The organism is Mycobacteriales bacterium (assembly GCA_040902655.1).
Taxonomy (GTDB): domain Bacteria; phylum Actinomycetota; class Actinomycetes; order Mycobacteriales; family SCTD01; genus SCTD01.
On record JBBDWV010000016.1, the window covers coordinates 78963 to 94759 of the forward strand.

The 15797-nt window shown below is 71.4% G+C and carries 19 protein-coding genes and 1 pseudogene; 12 read left to right on the plus strand and 8 right to left on the minus strand.

Annotated features, from left to right (window positions below; genetic code table 11):
* Position 1: 1 nt before the first annotated feature.
* Entirely contained in the window at positions 2-319 is a 318-nt protein-coding gene (locus WD794_04350; protein MEX2289544.1) for a HypC/HybG/HupF family hydrogenase formation chaperone, read from the minus strand.
* A gap of 101 nt (positions 320-420) precedes the next feature.
* Here WD794_04350 and WD794_04355 point away from each other — a divergent pair, with 101 nt between their 5' ends.
* The 3 genes from WD794_04355 to WD794_04365 are packed head-to-tail and all read left to right on the plus strand — an operon-like array spanning position 421 to position 1913.
* Positions 421-1182, plus strand: a complete 762-nt coding sequence (locus WD794_04355; GenBank protein ID MEX2289545.1) for a hypothetical protein — start codon at positions 421-423, stop codon at positions 1180-1182.
* Positions 1179-1496 carry an AAA family ATPase gene (locus WD794_04360; protein ID MEX2289546.1) on the plus strand — a complete coding sequence of 106 codons (318 nt, stop codon included), beginning with the start codon at positions 1179-1181 and terminating at the stop codon, positions 1494-1496. The genes WD794_04355 and WD794_04360 overlap by 4 nt, the downstream gene beginning before the upstream one ends.
* A gap of 21 nt (positions 1497-1517) precedes the next feature.
* A complete protein-coding gene (locus tag WD794_04365; GenBank protein ID MEX2289547.1) occupies positions 1518-1913 on the plus strand; it encodes a hypothetical protein in 396 nt (131 codons plus the stop codon).
* A 75-nt stretch (positions 1914-1988) separates the two neighbouring features.
* Here WD794_04365 and WD794_04370 read toward each other — a convergent pair whose 3' ends face one another.
* The gene (locus tag WD794_04370; GenBank protein MEX2289548.1) at positions 1989-2777 is read right to left on the minus strand and encodes an AAA family ATPase; all 789 of its coding nucleotides are present in this window, start codon (positions 2775-2777) and stop codon (positions 1989-1991) included.
* Positions 2778-2964: 187 nt separating this feature from the next.
* Here WD794_04370 and WD794_04375 point away from each other — a divergent pair, with 187 nt between their 5' ends.
* The gene (locus WD794_04375; protein MEX2289549.1) at positions 2965-3534 is read left to right on the plus strand and encodes a NifU family protein; all 570 of its coding nucleotides are present in this window, start codon (positions 2965-2967) and stop codon (positions 3532-3534) included.
* A gap of 12 nt (positions 3535-3546) precedes the next feature.
* Here the strand turns inward: WD794_04375 and WD794_04380 are convergent, their stop codons facing one another.
* Positions 3547-4044, minus strand: coding sequence for a hydrogenase maturation protease (locus WD794_04380; protein MEX2289550.1), 498 nt, complete (start codon positions 4042-4044; stop codon positions 3547-3549).
* An 18-nt stretch (positions 4045-4062) separates the two neighbouring features.
* Here WD794_04380 and WD794_04385 point away from each other — a divergent pair, with 18 nt between their 5' ends.
* Both WD794_04385 and WD794_04390 read left to right on the plus strand, forming a co-directional pair.
* Positions 4063-5289 (plus strand): hypothetical protein, encoded by a 1227-nt coding sequence (locus tag WD794_04385; protein ID MEX2289551.1) that lies wholly within the window; start codon positions 4063-4065, stop codon positions 5287-5289.
* Positions 5280-6086, plus strand: a complete 807-nt coding sequence (locus tag WD794_04390) for a hypothetical protein (GenBank protein MEX2289552.1) — start codon at positions 5280-5282, stop codon at positions 6084-6086. Before WD794_04385 ends, WD794_04390 begins: the two co-directional genes overlap by 10 nt.
* A 43-nt stretch (positions 6087-6129) precedes the next feature.
* Here WD794_04390 and WD794_04395 read toward each other — a convergent pair whose 3' ends face one another.
* From WD794_04395 to WD794_04405, 3 genes and pseudogenes are all read right to left on the minus strand, one after another.
* Positions 6130-6882, minus strand: a complete 753-nt coding sequence (locus WD794_04395) for a hypothetical protein (protein MEX2289553.1) — start codon at positions 6880-6882, stop codon at positions 6130-6132.
* Positions 6883-6898: 16 nt separating this feature from the next.
* Complete coding sequence (locus WD794_04400) at positions 6899-8821, minus strand: nickel-dependent hydrogenase large subunit (GenBank protein ID MEX2289554.1); 1923 nt, start codon at positions 8819-8821, stop codon at positions 6899-6901.
* Positions 8822-9129: 308 nt separating this feature from the next.
* Positions 9130-10101, minus strand: a pseudogene (locus tag WD794_04405) (hydrogenase expression protein HypE).
* A 322-nt stretch (positions 10102-10423) separates the two neighbouring features.
* On the opposite strand from WD794_04405, the gene WD794_04410 reads away from it, so the two are divergent.
* The 4 genes from WD794_04410 (at position 10424) to WD794_04425 (ending at position 12112) form a co-directional block, all read left to right on the plus strand.
* On the plus strand, positions 10424-10558 hold the full coding sequence (locus tag WD794_04410) for a hypothetical protein (GenBank protein MEX2289555.1): 135 nt from the start codon (positions 10424-10426) through the stop codon (positions 10556-10558).
* 1 nt (position 10559) lies between these two features.
* Positions 10560-10946 (plus strand): hypothetical protein, encoded by a 387-nt coding sequence (locus WD794_04415; protein ID MEX2289556.1) that lies wholly within the window; start codon positions 10560-10562, stop codon positions 10944-10946.
* A gap of 144 nt (positions 10947-11090) precedes the next feature.
* Positions 11091-11348, plus strand: coding sequence for a helix-turn-helix transcriptional regulator (locus WD794_04420; GenBank protein MEX2289557.1), 258 nt, complete (start codon positions 11091-11093; stop codon positions 11346-11348).
* On the plus strand, positions 11345-12112 hold the full coding sequence (locus WD794_04425) for an AAA family ATPase (protein ID MEX2289558.1): 768 nt from the start codon (positions 11345-11347) through the stop codon (positions 12110-12112). The genes WD794_04420 and WD794_04425 overlap by 4 nt, the downstream gene beginning before the upstream one ends.
* Positions 12113-12119: 7 nt before the next feature.
* Here the strand turns inward: WD794_04425 and WD794_04430 are convergent, their stop codons facing one another.
* Both WD794_04430 and WD794_04435 read right to left on the minus strand, forming a co-directional pair.
* Positions 12120-12866 carry an AAA family ATPase gene (locus WD794_04430; protein MEX2289559.1) on the minus strand — a complete coding sequence of 249 codons (747 nt, stop codon included), beginning with the start codon at positions 12864-12866 and terminating at the stop codon, positions 12120-12122.
* Positions 12863-13657, minus strand: a complete 795-nt coding sequence (locus WD794_04435) for a hypothetical protein (GenBank protein ID MEX2289560.1) — start codon at positions 13655-13657, stop codon at positions 12863-12865. Before WD794_04435 ends, WD794_04430 begins: the two co-directional genes overlap by 4 nt.
* A gap of 127 nt (positions 13658-13784) precedes the next feature.
* On the opposite strand from WD794_04435, the gene WD794_04440 reads away from it, so the two are divergent.
* Both WD794_04440 and WD794_04445 read left to right on the plus strand, forming a co-directional pair.
* Positions 13785-15314: a sialidase family protein gene (locus WD794_04440; GenBank protein ID MEX2289561.1), complete on the plus strand. Its 1530-nt coding sequence runs from the start codon at positions 13785-13787 to the stop codon at positions 15312-15314.
* On the plus strand, positions 15311-15787 hold the full coding sequence (locus tag WD794_04445) for a hypothetical protein (GenBank protein MEX2289562.1): 477 nt from the start codon (positions 15311-15313) through the stop codon (positions 15785-15787). The genes WD794_04440 and WD794_04445 overlap by 4 nt, the downstream gene beginning before the upstream one ends.
* Positions 15788-15797 lie beyond the last annotated feature (10 nt).

Sequence of the window (15797 nt, forward strand, 5' to 3'; positions counted from 1 at the left end):
CTCACGACTGGCCGCCGGCGCCGACCGCTGTCCCTTCGAGGCCCTCGATCGCTGCCGAGTAGTCGTTGATCTCCTGCTCGTACATGTCGCCGAGCGCTTTGAGGGCGTCGAGCGTCTCGCGCGCCTCGGCCTCGTCGATCTTGGCCATCGCGAAGCCGACATGGACGAGCACCCAGTCACCGACCTGCGCACCCCCGGGGCCGTCGAGCCCGATCAGGGACACCGAGACCTCACGGCGGACGCCCTCGACGTCCACCTTCGCGCGCTGCTGTGCCGGGTCGTTGATCTCGACGATCTGGCCCGGAATGCCGAGGCACATGTCGCGCTCCCTTGTCAGTGTTCCTCCGACTGTAATCCCGTTCGGTAGATGTGTGGGGCCAGTAGCAAACAGAAAATCCGAGCCGGCCGTACAGTCCGCCCATGCGACTGGCATTCGTGGGCAAGGGCGGTGCGGGCAAGTCCTCGTTGTCGGGCACCTTCGCCCGGTTGCTCGCCGGGACGGAGGAGCGGGTTCTCGCCATCGACTCCGACCCGATGCCGGGCATGGCCTTTTCCCTCGGGGCTCCGCAGAGCGACGCGGGGCTGCCCGACGAGGCCGTCGAGGAGTACGAAGACGACCAGGGCCGCCGGCGCTACCGGCTGCGCGAGGGGCTGACCGGGCCGGAGGCGGTCGAGCAGTACGCCGTACGCACGCCCGACGGCGTGCACTTCTTCCAGCTCGGCAAGGCCCGCGGGCCGAAGTGGACCAATCCGCGGCAGCACTTCGGTTTCCAGCGCGTGCTGGACGACCTGCCCGGCGACGGCTGGAGCATCGTCGGCGACCTGCCGGGCGGCACCCGTCAGCCGTTCCTGACCTGGGGCCGCTACGCCCAGACGTTCCTGGTCGTCGTCGAGCCGACGCCCGCGTCCCTGCTCACGGGTCGCCGGCTCGCCAAGCTCGCCGCGAGCGCCAAGGCTCCCCGTGTCGTGGCGGTCGCCAATAAGGTCCGCGAGCCGCAGGACGCCGCACGGGTTGCCGACCGGACCGGCCTCGAGGTGATCGCCTCGGTTCCGTTCGATCATGCGGTCGGCGAGGCGGATCGTCTCGGCCGGGCGGTCCTGGACCACGATCCCGACGGACGGACCGTGACGGCGGTACGGTCCCTTCTCGAGGTCCTGAGGAACGAGACGGAGCGCGTATGAAGGTCGCCGTGGTCGGCAAGGGCGGATCGGGCAAGACGACGACCTCCGCCATCCTCGCCCGTACGTTCGCCCGCTCGGGCCGGACGACGCTCGCGCTGGACTGCGACAGCAATCCCAATCTCGGGATCTCCCTGGGAATCGGCGAGGACGCCACCGAGCAGCTGGTCGCGGTACGCGATGCGCTCGACGCGGGTGAGGAGCAGCACGCCACCTCGTCCGACGACCTGATGGACCGCTTCGGTGCCGACGCCCCCGACGGGGTCCGGCTGGCGGTCGTCACCGCGATCCAGAATCCCGAACCAGGCTGTCCATGATGTGGCATCTCACCTGAGCAGTTGCTCGGGAAGCTGGCACGTCCGGACCGTGTGGTCATCGCCGACTTCGAGGCCGGCATCGGCACCGTGATGCGCCTCGATGCGCCGGTGGACGTCGTCGTGGTGGTGGTCGAGCCGACAGCCAAGTCGCTGGAGGTCGGCCGCCGGGCCGCCGATCTCGTCGCCGAGGGACATCTGGGACGCGTCGTGGTGACGGCGAACAGGGTCCGCGACGCGGAGGACGAGGCGCGGGTCCGTGCGGCCTTCCCGGGCCTGGAGCCGGTGCTCGTCCCCGACGACCCGGCGATCGTCGACGCCGAGCGGCGTGGTCTCGCCCCGCTCGACGCCGCGCCGGGCTCTCCCGGTGTGCGCGTCCTGGTCGCCCTCGCCGAGAGCCTGGCGGCCGACGGCGGCTGAGCGCCGGGCCCCGGCGGCGAGCGAGCCGGGCACCGCCGCGGCCGGCTGACCGCGGCGGTCCCTGAGGCTCTCCCGTCAGCTGCGGGCGCGGGCGTGCGCCTTGTCGAGGGCGTCCAACACCTCGTCGAGGGCGACCTGCACGTCCGGTGCGACCGGCGTCAGGCCGACGGCGCCGGTCCGGTCCGCCGAGGCGACCTCGGGGTCGTAGGGCAGCACGCCGGCCAGCGGGATGCCCTCAGCGGCCAGCGCGTCGCGGAAGAACGCGACGTCGTCCGGCGTGCGTGCCTTGTTACCGAGCGCGAGCACCTCGGGGATGCCCAGCTCGGCGGCGAGCGCCGCGGTGCGGGACGCCGTCAGCACCGACTTGCGGGTCGGCTCGCAGACCACGAGCAGCACGTCGGCGTGCGCGAGCGTGCCACCGGAGCGGCTCAGGTGCTCGAGGCCGGCCTCCATGTCGACCAGCGCGAGCTCGACGTCCTCGAGCGCGTCGGCGAGCAGGCTGCGCAAGGTCGCGTGGCCACTGCAGGTGCAACCTGCGCCGGCCTCGGTCACCTTGATGGCCGACAGCAGGGTGGGGCCCGCCGGCGTCGGTCGGCCGTACTCCGTCAGCAGGTCGGCGGCGGAGGTGTTCCCGCCGGAACCGACGATGGTGGCCCGTGGGAGGACGGGGACCAGCTCGGTCTCTGCCAGCGACAGGCCGAGCGACAGGCCCAGGTTGGGGTTGGAGTCGGTGTCGATCGCCACGACGTGCCGGCCCCGCTCGGCGTACGCGCGAGCGATCAGCCCGGAGACGGTCGTCTTGCCGACGCCGCCCTTGCCCACGACCCCGAGCTTGAGCTTGAGCTGGTTGGCGACAGTGGTCATGTGTTCCTCCTACGGAAGGGGCGGTAGTGGCGCGAATCACCTAGTAGCGTGAGCCAGGTAGTAGGAGGCACACTGCCAGGAGTGGGCCCGGGAGTCGACAGCTAGGAGCTGTGCATGGTGTTTGCCTCGCTCATGAATGCGGTCGGGCCGCCCGTCGTCGATCACGTCACGAAGGGCCGATCCAGCCGTGGCTGAGTCGACTCCGGAGGTCAGCGTCGCGGAGACCCGTGGTGGCTCTCTTGCTGCGCTCGGTCCGCTGCTCGACCGCCTCGAGGAGCTGTTGGAGGACATCGAGGGGCTCGACGAGCAGGTGCGCAACCGCATCTTCGAGTTGCTCGACGGCGTCGACGCGGTGCACCGCCTCGCGGTGACCCGGACTGCGGAGGTCCTGGGCGAGGACCTGGAGCCGCTCCGGCGCAAGGACGTGGCCATCGACTGGCTGTTCGAGGCGTACGGCGTCGGCGTGAACGACAGCGAGGCGGCTGAGCAGGCGCTGGAGCAGATCCGCCCCTACCTGCATGAGCACGGCGGTGAGGTCGAGGTCCTGGGGGTCGAGCACGGAGTGGTGCAGGTCCGTCTCACCGGTGCCTGCTCCGGGTGCACGTCGGCCGGCGAGACGCTGCGTCACGGCGTCGAGGAGGCGCTACGGGAGAACCTGCCGGGCTTCGTCTCGATGGATGTCGCACCGGACGACGGCGCGGCGGCGCACCCGCCGCCGAACCAGGTGCTGCTGCAGATCACCACGCGGCCGGCCTGATCCGTTGGTGCGTCAGGACACCGCGGCCGCATGCTCGCTCAGCAGCCGCCGCACCTCGGCGACGGCGAACGGGACGGCTCTGGTCGTGACGGCGGACAGGCCTATCCGCGGCTCCTCGGTGTCCGTCGTCTGGACGCCGATGAGCAAGCGGGTGGCGGGCAGCACCCCCAGCCCGAGCGCGACCATCATCGCCTTCTCGGGCGTCGCCAGGTGCATGTCGGCCAAGGTGTCGCGGCGCCGGTCGACGCCCAGCGTGTTGACGTCCAGGACGTCGGGTCGCTGCACGAGGACGGTGCCCGGCGGCCGGCCGAGATCCACCGCGTCGACGATCAGCAGCAGGTCGGCTCCCTCCCGCAGCAGCTCCTGCACCAGGTGGATGCCCCCGATCCCGATCTCCATCACCCGCACCCCGTCCGGCAGGGGTTCGTCGAGCAGCGCATGCGCGACAGCGGGACCGACCCCGTCGTCAGCCTTGAGGACGTTTCCGAAGCAAGCCACCACCGCGTTCATGGGCGAAGGGTAGATCCAGTGGCACAGTCCGAGCAGGAGGTGCTCACCGCGCGCCTCACGCAGTACCCCGTGGATCGCTATCCGGTGCAGCACGCGACGACGCAGTTCCACCTGGGGTCGGTGCTGCTGCAGGCCGGCGAGACCGACCCTGCGCTGGCTGCGCTGACCATGGCACGCGAGATGTTCCGGAGCGCCGGCATGCGGCTGGAACAGGCCAAGGCGGCCGTCATGCTCGGCGCGGGTCTGCGCCTGGCCGGTCGGCTCGAGGAGGCGGCCGAGACCTTCTCCGCCGCGTCCACCGAGCTGGCCGACCTGGACTCGCCCCTCGAGCAGGCCGCTGCCGCGTACAACCTCGGGCTGGTCCGTCAGGACCTGGGTGACGTGGAGGCTGCCTGCGCTGCCTGGGCGCGCGCGATGGAGCTCTTCCTGGCCGCCAACTACCCGGCGCAGGCCGGTGCCGCCGCACGCGATCACGGTGCTGCCCTGCTGGCCGCAGGAAGAGCCGAGGAGTCCCTGCGCCTGCTCGAGGAGGCACTGACACTCGCCGAGCGAGCCGGTGACGAGGCAGGAGCCGGCATGGCGGCCAACGCGCTCGGGCTGGCCCAGATGGCGGCGGACGACCCCGCCGCCGCCGTGAAGTCGCTGCAGCATGCCCTCGGCGCGTTCCCGCGCAGCATCCGGCCCGCCGAGTACGCCATGGCCAAGGCGAACCTCGCCCTCGCGCACGAGCAGGCCGACGATCCCGCCCGGGCCCGGCTGGCGGCCCGGCAGGCCCTCGGCATCCCGAGTGCGGCAGCCCCGGTCCGGGCGCAGGCGCAGGCGGTGCTGAGCCGGCACCCGGGAAGGCCCGAGGACGATCTGCTGGCCGTCCTGGACGGCGAGGATCCGGAGCAGTGGCCCCGGGTGATCCGCGAGGAGGTGCTGCGGGTGAGCGAGTTGTCCACCGAGCACCGCTGCGCCCTGGTCAGCGGCTTCTTCGACGGCCTGCTGGTCCGGACGCCCGCGATGTACAACCTGGCCGAGAGCCTGCTGCAGGTCATCCTGGAGCTGCCACCACGCACCTACCAGCAGTTCGCGACGGCAATCGTCCAGGCCAGTGCGGACCGGCCGGAGCCGGACGACCAGCGCATCCGCGCGGTGCTGGCTTCGGCTCTGGCCAGGTTCGCGATCCCTCAGTGGCAGCGCCTGGTCGAGAGCCTCAACGCGGCGGCCACTGCGGAGGGGCAGCCGGCCACATGGCGATGAACGCCGATCTGAGCGTCGATGCCCTGGCGGATGTGCTGGGCGACCGGTCGGTGCGCAGCTACCCGGCTCTGCTCTCGACCGAGGCCACCGCCATGGCGTGGGCGCGCGAGGGCGCGCCCTCCGGCTCGCTGGTGGTGGCCGACTACCAGGCTTCCCCCCGCGGGCGTGGCGGGCTGCCGTGGATCGTCACGGCCGGTCACGGCTTGGGCTTCACGCTCATCGCCCGTCCCGTGCTGGCTCCGGAGCGGGAGGGCTGGCCGTACGTCACCTCGTTGCTGGCCCTGCACGACGTCCTCGGCGCGCGGAACACCGGCCTCACCTGGCCCGATACGGTGCACGGCCCGACCGGCGAGACACTGGCCTCCCTCGGCGTCTACGTCGAACTCGGCCCCTCACGCACGGAGTGGCTGACCATGACGGTGCTCGTCCAGGAGGCGACGCCGCCGCGCGACGGCCTGCTCGCCGAGCTGGTGCAGGCGCTGGAGGAGCGGCTGGCGGCGCCGCCAGGAGTGGTGCTCTCAGCCTATCTCGGCCGCTGCAGCACGCTCGGCCAGCAGCGCCGGGCCCGCCTCATCCCGATGGGCCCGGGCGGTCCCGAGGTCACCGGCGAAGCGGTCGACGTGCTGGCCGACGGGGCCCTGGTGCTGCTCACCGAGCGCGGCAACCGGGTGGCGATCCCACCGCAGAACCTCGGCATGCTGCAGGAGCCTCAGGGCGTGATCGAGATGCCGGCAGAACTCATCGGCCGGCCCGGCTTCGAGATCCCCGAGCAGCCCCCCACCACACCCGAGCCGTAGCCGTCGTCCGGCCGGGTCGTCCTGGACGACCCGGCCGGCACGCTCAGTGACCGACGGCCTCCACGGCCTCGAGCCGGTCCAGCTCCTCGATCAGCATCCACCACAGAGCCCAGTCACGCGGCTCCATCCCCTCGCTGCTGTTGGTGCTGCCGATCGCCAGCTTCATCCGGTCCCGCAGGGCGAAGGTGTGGCCCCAACGGCCCTCCCGCTCGAGCAGCTCGAGCTCTCCGAGCAGCTCGCGCAGGGCGAGCAGGGCAGGCGAATCCTCCAGCCGGTCGCCGACGACCGTCGGTCGCAGGTCGTCGGCCAGCGCCAGCAGCGGCGCGCGGCGGACCTCCACCCGCACCAGGTCCAGCGCCACCTCGAGGGCGTCCTGCACCGAGGCGCTGAGCCCCTCACCCGTCGTGACGACCTCCGGCTCCACCTCGATCGCGATGCTTCGCGGGGGCAGGAAGCCGAGCGCCGCGGCGATCTCCACCACCAGGTCGGGATGGACATAGCCGGTCACCGCGTCGCCGACCAGCGCCTGGACGTGGGCCGGCGAACTCTGCGGCGGCTCGATCCGTGAGCGCACCACCGAGCCCGGCTTCCGCCCCCGCACGACCGCGCTCACCAGGACGAGCGTGGCCGGGCGAAGGTCCTCCAGCCGCTGGGCGACGGCCACCGCACCGTAGTGCAGCTCCTCGACCAGGACGCCCGGGCCGAGGTCCTCGCCCTGCAGTCTGTCGATCACCACGCGGCCCAGATCCAGATCGCTCTGGTACAGCTCGCTGACGCCGCCCACCAGCACGGTCACAGGCTGACCCGTGGGGTCAGTCACCGCCACACGAGCAGGTGTTGACCTCACGCGTGACCTCGCCGTCACCCGTGTGGGCGTGCGTGGTGCACGGCATGCAGGGGTCGAAACTGCGGATCGCCCGCAGCATGTCGATGCTCGTGAACGTCTCCGGGTTGGACAGGTCCTCGATCATCGGCGTGTTCATGACCGCCTCCTCGTACGCACCCGGCTGACCCCAGGGGTCGCGTGGTGAGGCGTTGATGGTCGAGGGTGTGGAGATCTGGTAGTTCGTGATCTTGCCCTTGTCCATCACGAGGTGGTGGATCAGCCAGCCGCGACCCGCTCCCCAGAAGCCGACCCCGACCTGCTCGTCCTGCGGGATCGCCTCCTCCAGCTGCACCGGGGTGAGCGCGGCCACCCGGCGCTCGCCGCGCTGGAAGAGCTTGTAGGCCTCGAACAGACTCTCCAGCGAGACCAGCTGGCTGAACAGGTAGTGATAAGCGCGTCCGCGGTTGCGCTCCAGGGCGTTCCACTTGTCCGGGACGTGCCACTCGACCTCGCGCTCACCGGTCTCGCCCTTGGGGACGAGGAAGCGCATGCTGTGGCCGGTCGCCTCCATGTAGTCGCTGGCCGGCATCTTCTGCGCCAGCGCCGTGATGAGCAGCCGGGAGTAGCAGCCGGCCTCCATCACCCGGCGGTCCCAACGGGGCGCCGTGGACCAGGTGTACTTGTCCTTCCAGTCCCGGCCGCCGGGCTTGGGCAGGGTCCGCTTGTTCCAGGGGTGGTAGGGCGAGATGGGGTTGCCGAGCGGGTCGGTCGCGTAGCGCGAGGTGTGCGACGGCTCGTAGTAGGAGTGCTCGATGAACTCCTCCCAGCCGATGTTGATGTCGGTGAGCCGGGTGGTGACCAGCTTGCCGTCGAGCACGACCCCGGGTGTGGACCAGCGCTTCTCGCCCCACTCGTTGCAGTTCTCGTACTTGGCGTCGTAGGAGTAGGGGTCGTCCCAGAAGCCCAGGTCGATGTGGTTGGTTGCCCGGGAGCCCACCAGTCTGTAGCGCTCGTCCGCCTCGTAGAAGAAGGCCGGGATGTCGTCCCAGACGGCCATCATCCGCTGCGCGAAGTCGAACAGCCGACCCAGCTTGGAGTGGAACTCGTTCAGCGACTGCAGCGTCACCGTCGTCGACACGCCGCCGGGCACGACGTTCTGCGGGTGCGGGAACTTGCCGGTCAGGATGACGACCTGCTCGCGGGACAGCCTGGTGAACTCCAACCCCTCGCGGTAGAGCGCACCGGTGAGCGGGTTGAGCGCGGTCATCAGGTCGGCCATGGTCTTGAAGCCGTGGATGTGCTCGTTGGGGCACTTCCAGCTCTCCGCCTTCGGCCACAGCTCGGGGTTGGAGTGCCGGATCACCGATTCGGAGTAGTCCGGGCCGGCCAGCAGGTAGAGGTGCAGCGGGTTGTCGTAACCCATCTCGGCGGCCTGCTCCATGTTGCGCACCACGATGCCCAGCGGCGGCGGCGAGATGCCCATCGCCATCTCGATGGCCTGCGCCGCGCAGTGCGCGTGCACGCCGCCGCACACGCCGCAGGCGCGCGAGGAGACGAAGATGGCGTCGCGCGGGTCGCGCCCCATCAGGATGAGTTCGTAGCCGCGGAACAGCGTGGCCTGGGCGTGCGCGTCGAGGTACTCGCCGTTGTCCAGGTCGGCCGTCACGTGGACCGCCAGCGCGCCCGCGATGCGGGTGACCGGGTCCATGTTGAGGTCCTTGATGTGCCCGTTGCGCGCGATGAGCCGATTGATGCGGTCCTCACGCTCGCGCTCGGTCACGCCGGCGGCGCCGAGCTGGCCGGGGATCTGGGGTTGGGCGACCGCGACGTCGTACGGGTTCGGGATGCCCCCGCGCAGCGTCGCGTTGCCGCGCGCGTCGAACTGCACGGGCAGGGTCTTGAAGCACATAACAGCAGCTCCTGAGGTCAGGCCTGAGTGGTGCGAGAGGGACGTGCTGGGTGACGCGGGCTGGATCAGACGCGGCTGCCGGAGCGCTTCCGCTTCCCGGGAGGGGCGATGACACTCGGGCTGCCCGGGTGGCTGCCGTCGGTCCCGTCGTCGGCGATCTTGCCCCAGGCCTCGCCGGAATGACGCGAGGTGTCGCTGAACAGGCGCATCCTGTCGTAGAACTTGTGGGCGACGTCCTGCACCAGCGTGGGCTCGTCCTTGTGGCGGGCGAACGCGGTGGGTGCGTCGCTCTCCCGATCCCAGCGGACCTCACGGTTGAGGTTGTCGTTGCTGAACTTGCGCAGCGGCCGGATCATGCTGCCGGTGATCCGCGACACGGTCGTCGAGGCCAGCGAGCCGGGCGGGCGCTTGTAGAAAGGCGTGAACTTGTCCGGGAAGCCCGGCATCGTGCAGCCGATGCAGGCGCCACCGGCGTTCATGCAGCCGCCGGCTCCCCGGATCGCCCCACGCGCGGTGATGTTGCAGTTGACGACCGGACCCCAGCAGCCGACCTCGACCAGGCACTCCGGGTCGCCGAACTCGTGCGCGAAGGTGCCCTCCTCGTAATACGCACCGCGCACGCACCGGCGATGCACGGTCTCCCCGAACAGCCATGCGGGTCGGCCCAACTCGTCGAACTCCGGCAACGGGCCGAAGCCCTGCAGAAAGTAGAGGACCGCGGCGATCGTCTCGGTGAAGTTGTCGCCGATCGGCGAACAACCTGGGATGTTGACGACCGGCACGCCCAGGGTGGAGCGGTAGTCCTTGCCGAGGAAGTCCATCAGGCTCATCGCGCCGGTCGGATTGCCCGCCGCCGCCGGGATGCCGCCCCACGTCGCGCAGGTGCCGATCGCCACCATCGCCGCGGAGTTCTTGGCCAGCCGGGCGATCCACTCCGTGGTGCTCACCGCCCGCATCTGGCCGCCCGGCCCCCACGGCTCCTCACCAGTGGCAGACCAGTAGCCACCCTGCGAATGGGCGAGCACCTCGTCGGCGATGGAACCCTCGAGGATCACGACGTACGGCGCGTTCAGCGTGCCCTCGATCGCCTGCTCCGCCGCCACCAGGTAGTGCGGCCCGGACTCCATGTTGATGACCGGGTGGTGCAGGATCACGCGTGGAATGCCCGGGTGTGCACCCAGCAGAAGGCTCTCCACCGAGGGATTGGCCGCCCCGGTGACCGCCACGCTGCAGCCGTCACAGCTCATGCCGGCGAACCAGAAGGCGTGCACCTTCTCCAGCGGCCCGAACCGGGTCGCGGCGGTCGCCGACGCGGCCGGCGCCAGCATGTCCTCGGTCATGGCTCCGGTCGGCATGCCGAACTGGCCGATGTGCTCCAGATCGTGGAATCCGGTGATCGGGCCGAGCGTGTCGAGCAACTCCTCTGCCGGCGTGCGAACCGCGACGTGGCGGGAACCGCCATTGCCCTTTGCCATCTGCTGCTCCTGTGTCAGGGACGGTTGTGCAGTGGGTCACACCAAGGTCGTAGATGCACCATACACATACCGGACGGATTGCGTGTACCGTCCGATCGCAGGGAATCTGGAGCAATCTGGAGGCGCCGTGAACGGCCCCGTCCTGGGCTACGTTTTGGACGCGGAGGCGGTCCGCGACCAGCTCTACGGCGTCCTCGCCGCCTGCACCGATTCGACGGGCCTGTCCAGCGTGGCGGCCGGTCCCGTACTGCGGAGGCACTGACATGGATGAGCTCCACCCACCGAAGTCGGAGGCGCTGCGCGCCCTCTACTGGCGTAGCGAGATATTGCAGGTCATGTACTGGCTCCGTGGCGAGGGCCTCGGCGAGGTGGTCGACGCGGTGCTGCTCGAGCGCTTCCTGGGTGTCGAGGCCGAACTCGGCGTCGGTTACCTGGACCGGCTGGTCGTCGACGGCTACCTCGAGCTCTCGCCCGGTGGCTATGTGATGTCCGAGACGGGGCTGGCCGAGGGCAAGACGGAGTTCGCGCTGAGCTTCGCCGACCTCACCCGGCCGGCGCACGGCGAGTGCAGCGCGGACTGCTGGTGCCAGAACTCCGTGGAGGAAGCCCTCGCGTGCGCGGCCGAGCGGTCGCCGGGGTCGGCCGGATGACCGGCCAGGCCGAGGACGTCCCGATCGGGCTTCCCCGCAACTATCTGCGCCCGTGCCTGCTGCTGCTGCTGGCCGAGGGCACCTCGCACGGCTACGAGCTGCTCGACCAGGTGGGCAGTCTCGGGTTGGCCCGGGTCGCCCCGGGTGGGCTGTGGGGGGGGGGCGGGGGGCGCCCGGGGCGGGCTCTACCGGTGCCTGCGGGCGATGGACGAGGAGGGCCTGGTCCGCTCGACCTGGGAGCCGTCCGGATCCGGTCCGGCCCGACGCACCTACGAGCTCACCGATGAGGGCCTTGACTGGCTGCACGTCGTCGCCGGATCGCTGTCCGAGCTCAGCCGGGCGCTGACCAACTACCGCCGCCGCTACCAGCGCATGGCCGAGCAGCACGAGCCGGTCCGTTGAGGCTCGCACTCGCCGGCAAGGGCGGCGCCGGCAAGACGACGATCAGCGCGACGCTGGCCCGGCTGGCCGCCCGGTCAGGCCTCTCGGTCGTGGCCATCGACGCCGACGCCAACCCGAACCTGTCCTTCGCCCTCGGTGTCTCGCCCGACCTGGCGGCCTCGCTCGGGCCCGTGCCCACCTCGATGGTCTCCCGACGGATCGGCGGCGCCGGACTCACCGAGCCTGTCGACGACATTTTGGAGCGCTACTCCGTTCTCGGACCGGACGGCGTGCGGCTGCTGGGCATGGGCGCACCGGCGCACGCGGACGAGGGCTGCCTGTGCTCGGCGCACGCCGTCGTGTCGTCCCTGCTCGAGGACCTCGGGTCGCCGGACCGGATGGTCGTCGTCGACATGGAGGCCTCGCCCGAGCACCTCAGCCGCGGCACCGTCCGGCACGTCGACGCCATCTGCATGGTCGCCGAGCCCTACTACCGCTCGCTGGAGACGGTCCGCCGGATGGGCGAGCTCGTGGCGGAGCTGCCGGTCCAGCGGGTCGCGGTCGTGGCCAACAAGGTGCGCTCGTCGGCCGACGAGGCTGCGATCCAGGAGTTCTGCGACCGGCACGGCTTCGAGCTGGCCGGCAGCATCCCCTGGAGTGACGAGGTGGTGGCTGCGGACCGCCAGCGCGTGCCGGTCGTCGAGTGGCCGGGTGCCGAAGCCGTCGTGACCGCGGTCCAGGCGCTCGCCGAGCAGCTGGCCGTGACGACACCGGCCCGCTCGTGACCTCGGGCTAGGACGGCCGCAGGTCGAGCCGGCCGGCCAGCTCGACGAGCGCGCGGACGGCCGGCGAGGACGGATCGACGTCGATCGGCGCGAGCCCGTCGCGGTCGGCCTGCGCGAGGGCCGGGTCGTCCGGCACGGCGACGGCCGGTAGACCGGTCAGCCGCGACAACCGCTCGACGTCGGAATCAGTGGCCCGGTTGGCGATGACGACACGTCGCCCGACGCCCATACCGGCGGCGAGTTCGCAGGCGCGGCGCGCCACCTCGTACGCCTTGGCGCTGGGCTCCGCGACCGCCACGACCAGGTCGCCGGGCTGCGGTCGCGCCCACATCAGGTCGTTGAGCCCGGCCTCGAGGTCGGCCAACACGATCCGGTCGTCGTGAGGCAGGTTGCTGAAGAGCTTGCGGGTGGTGTTGTGGGAACCGCAGCACACGCAGGCGCCGTCCAGCCGCTCGATCCGGCCGGAGATGAGCAGCCGCACCCCGTCCGGACCTGCGACGCCGTAGCGGGCCAGCAGGTCCTCCGGATCGGGCTCCGGGTCGTTGTGCGTGTGCCCTGCATCGACCAGGCTGTTCAGCACGGCCGGCGCCGCCTCGGTGCGCTCCGGACCGAAGCCGAGGGTGATCCCCAAGGTCGGGCTCGGATCGCAGTCGAGCGCCACGACCGGATGTCCCGCCCTCGCGAGAGAGCGGGCCAGCACGCCGGCGACGGTGGTCTTGCCCGCGCCGCCCTTGCCGGTGACGACGATCTTCATGCGCGCTCCAGGATGGTGGGGGTGGGCGTCACGGGGCGGATGTCCAGGAGCAGGTCGGCCAAGGCCTCCACCGCGAGCAGCGCCGGCGCACCGGGGCAGGCGTCCAGCGGAGCCCTGCCCTCCCGCTCGGCGGCGGCGACGGCGGGGTCGTACGGGATGCGGTGCTGCACCGGCAGGCCCCACCGCGTCGGATCACTGGCGCCCGGCAGGCTCTGCGCGGCGACGACGATGCGGGGCACGTCGGGGAACAGCGCGCACAGCCGCCGCGCCGTGTGGCACGAGCGCCAGGCCCCGGTGGCCAGCACCACCACGACCTCGGCGAAGCGGGCATAGCCTTCGTACGGCGTCGTGGGTCCGGCTTCGAGATCGGCGACGACGTCCCACGGACCGTCCATCTCGTCGAGGAGCCGGCGCACCGTCCCCAGGGAGCGCTTCAGCTCGCTCTTGCCGTCGACGGTCGTGCCGATCTTGCCCGGGCTGAGGTACCGGACCCCGTCCGGCGCAGCTCGGCTCAGCGTCATGGCGCCGGTCGTGAGGTCCAGACCCGGAGCGGGACCCCAGCCGTATGCACCCCGCTCGACCTGCACCGTCGCCGCCTCCGGCAGCCCGTCGTCCGTGGGCGGGAGGCCGAGGCTGTACGCCAGACCCGGGTTGGAGTCGAGGTCGACGGCGAGCACGGATCGACCCCGGCGGGCGAGCGTGCGGGCCAGCGTGGCCGACAGCACCGACTTGCCGACGCCGCCGCTGCCGACGACGGCGACGCGCAGGGGCCGGTCGACGGCGTCCGTCATGCGAGCCACACCCCTTCTGGCTATGTCGGGAGAAGCAGCGACCCTACGGGAGGAACTGCCGAGGGGCAGTAGATGTGCGCTGCATCTACCGCCCGCGCGGCGGCCGCGATCACTAGGGTCTGAGGTGATGACGGACCGGAAGAGCAGGCTCGGCCTGGCCGCCATGGCGCTCGGGCTCACCGCTGCCGTCGTCGCGGCGATGGCGCTGTTCGGGCGTGGGGGCGAGCCTGCTGTCGGCGCGAACGTCCTGGTGAACCCGGCCGGGCTGATCACGGTCAACAACTCCCCCACCGTGGTGCGCCATCCCCGGGAGCCGGGGCACCTCGTCGTCGCCCACCGCATCGACCGGCCCGGGTTCTCGGCCCTGCTCGAGTGGAGTGACGACGGCGGTGCCACGTGGCGGCCGACCACGCTGCCGCTGCCCGCGGGCACGGAGCCCTGCGCGGCCTCACCCGAGCAGGAACCATGTCCGTTCGGCCCCGACGTCGCCTTCGGCCCCGACGGCACGCTCTATGCGCTGTACGCGTCGTTGCAGGGCCGCGGCAACACGCCCGCGGCACTCTGGCTGGCAACCTCCTCCGACGGCGGCAGGACGCTGGATGCGCCCGTGCGGGTGGCCGGTGAGCTGGCCTTCCAGCCACGGCTGGCCGTCGACAGCGACGGTACGGTGCACGCCGTGTGGCTGCAGGCGCAGGCGGTCGCCCTCAACCAGATCGTGGGCGCGGCTCAAATCGTGGCCGTGCGGTCGCAGGACGGCGGTCGTACCTTTTCCGAACCGGTGCCGGTCAGCGATGCCGGACGAGAGCGGGTCGGCGCCGCCAGCCCCGTTCTGGACTCCGAGGGGAGCCTCGTGGTGCTCTACCAGGACTTCAAGGACAACCGCAGGGACTTCAGCGGTCTCGAAGGGCCCGTGGCCGAGAAGCCGTTCGCCCTCGTCGTCACCCGGTCCGAGGACGGCGGCGCGAGCTTCGGTCAGGGGGTCGAGCTGGAGTCGGGTGTGGTGCCTGCCCGCCGGTTCCTCGTCTTCCTCCCTGAGTATCCGTCGATCGCACCCGGACCGGACCGTTCGCTGTACGTGTCGTGGGCCGACAACCGCAACGGCGACGAGGACGTCTTCCTGCGCCGGTCCCCGGACGGCGGTGCCAGCTGGTCCGAGCCCGTGCGGGTGAACGACAACACCGCGGGCGACGGCACGACCCAGTCGCTGCCCCGCCTGTCCGTCGCTCCAGGCGGTCGGGTGGACGTGCTGTTCCACGACCGGAGAGCGGATCCGGCTGACGTGCAGACCGAGGTCTTCCTCGCCTCGTCCGACGACCGGGGCGCGTCGTTCGGCAACCACCGCGTGTCGTCGGAGCCCTTCGACTCGCGGGTCGGGCCCACCTTCGGCTCGGATTACGGCACCGATGTCGGCACCCGCCTGGGCCTGACCAGCAACGACGACGGCGCCTTCGCCGTCTGGACCGACACGCGGCTGGGCGACCAGGACACCGGCCGGCAGGACATCTTCGCAGCCGCCGTCACGGTGGGAGGATCCGGCGGGCCGCGTCTCGGGTTGGCGCTGCTGGTGCCCGGCCTGCTGCTGATCGGGGCAGCCGTTCTCTGGTCGCAGCGTCGGCCGGGGCCCGCCGCTCGTCCGGCTGCCGGGACCCGCTCATGAGCGCCACCGGGCCCGGGGGCAGGGGTGCGCTGTCGTCCGTACGGGCGGCAGCCGTGCCGATGCTCGCCGGCGCAGGCGTGCTCCTCGGCACCTGGGCGCTGCTGCCGCGCTACCTCGGGCCGGCCCTCGAGCTGGGGCCCCGCGGGGACCAGCTGGAGTTCGTCGACCACACCGTGCCGGGAAGCATCGTGATCGTCCTGTCGCTCGCGGCCCTGCTCGTCGTACGGCTGCCGAAGGCCGCGCCGCTGCTGTTCGGGATGGGGCTGGTCGTCGTGCTGGCCGGGCTGTGGATGGACGCCACGCACCTGCCGCTCGTGCTGCAGGCCCTGCGGGACCAGGCGCCCTGGCCGGCCACGCTGCATCACAGCCTGCCCGGCCTGGTCGTCCTGCTGTTCGGGATCGCGTGGTGCCTGGTGTTCCGGACCGATCCCGACGAGCCGGTCGCGGGACCGGACGTCTCCGGACAGGACTGACCTACGGGGT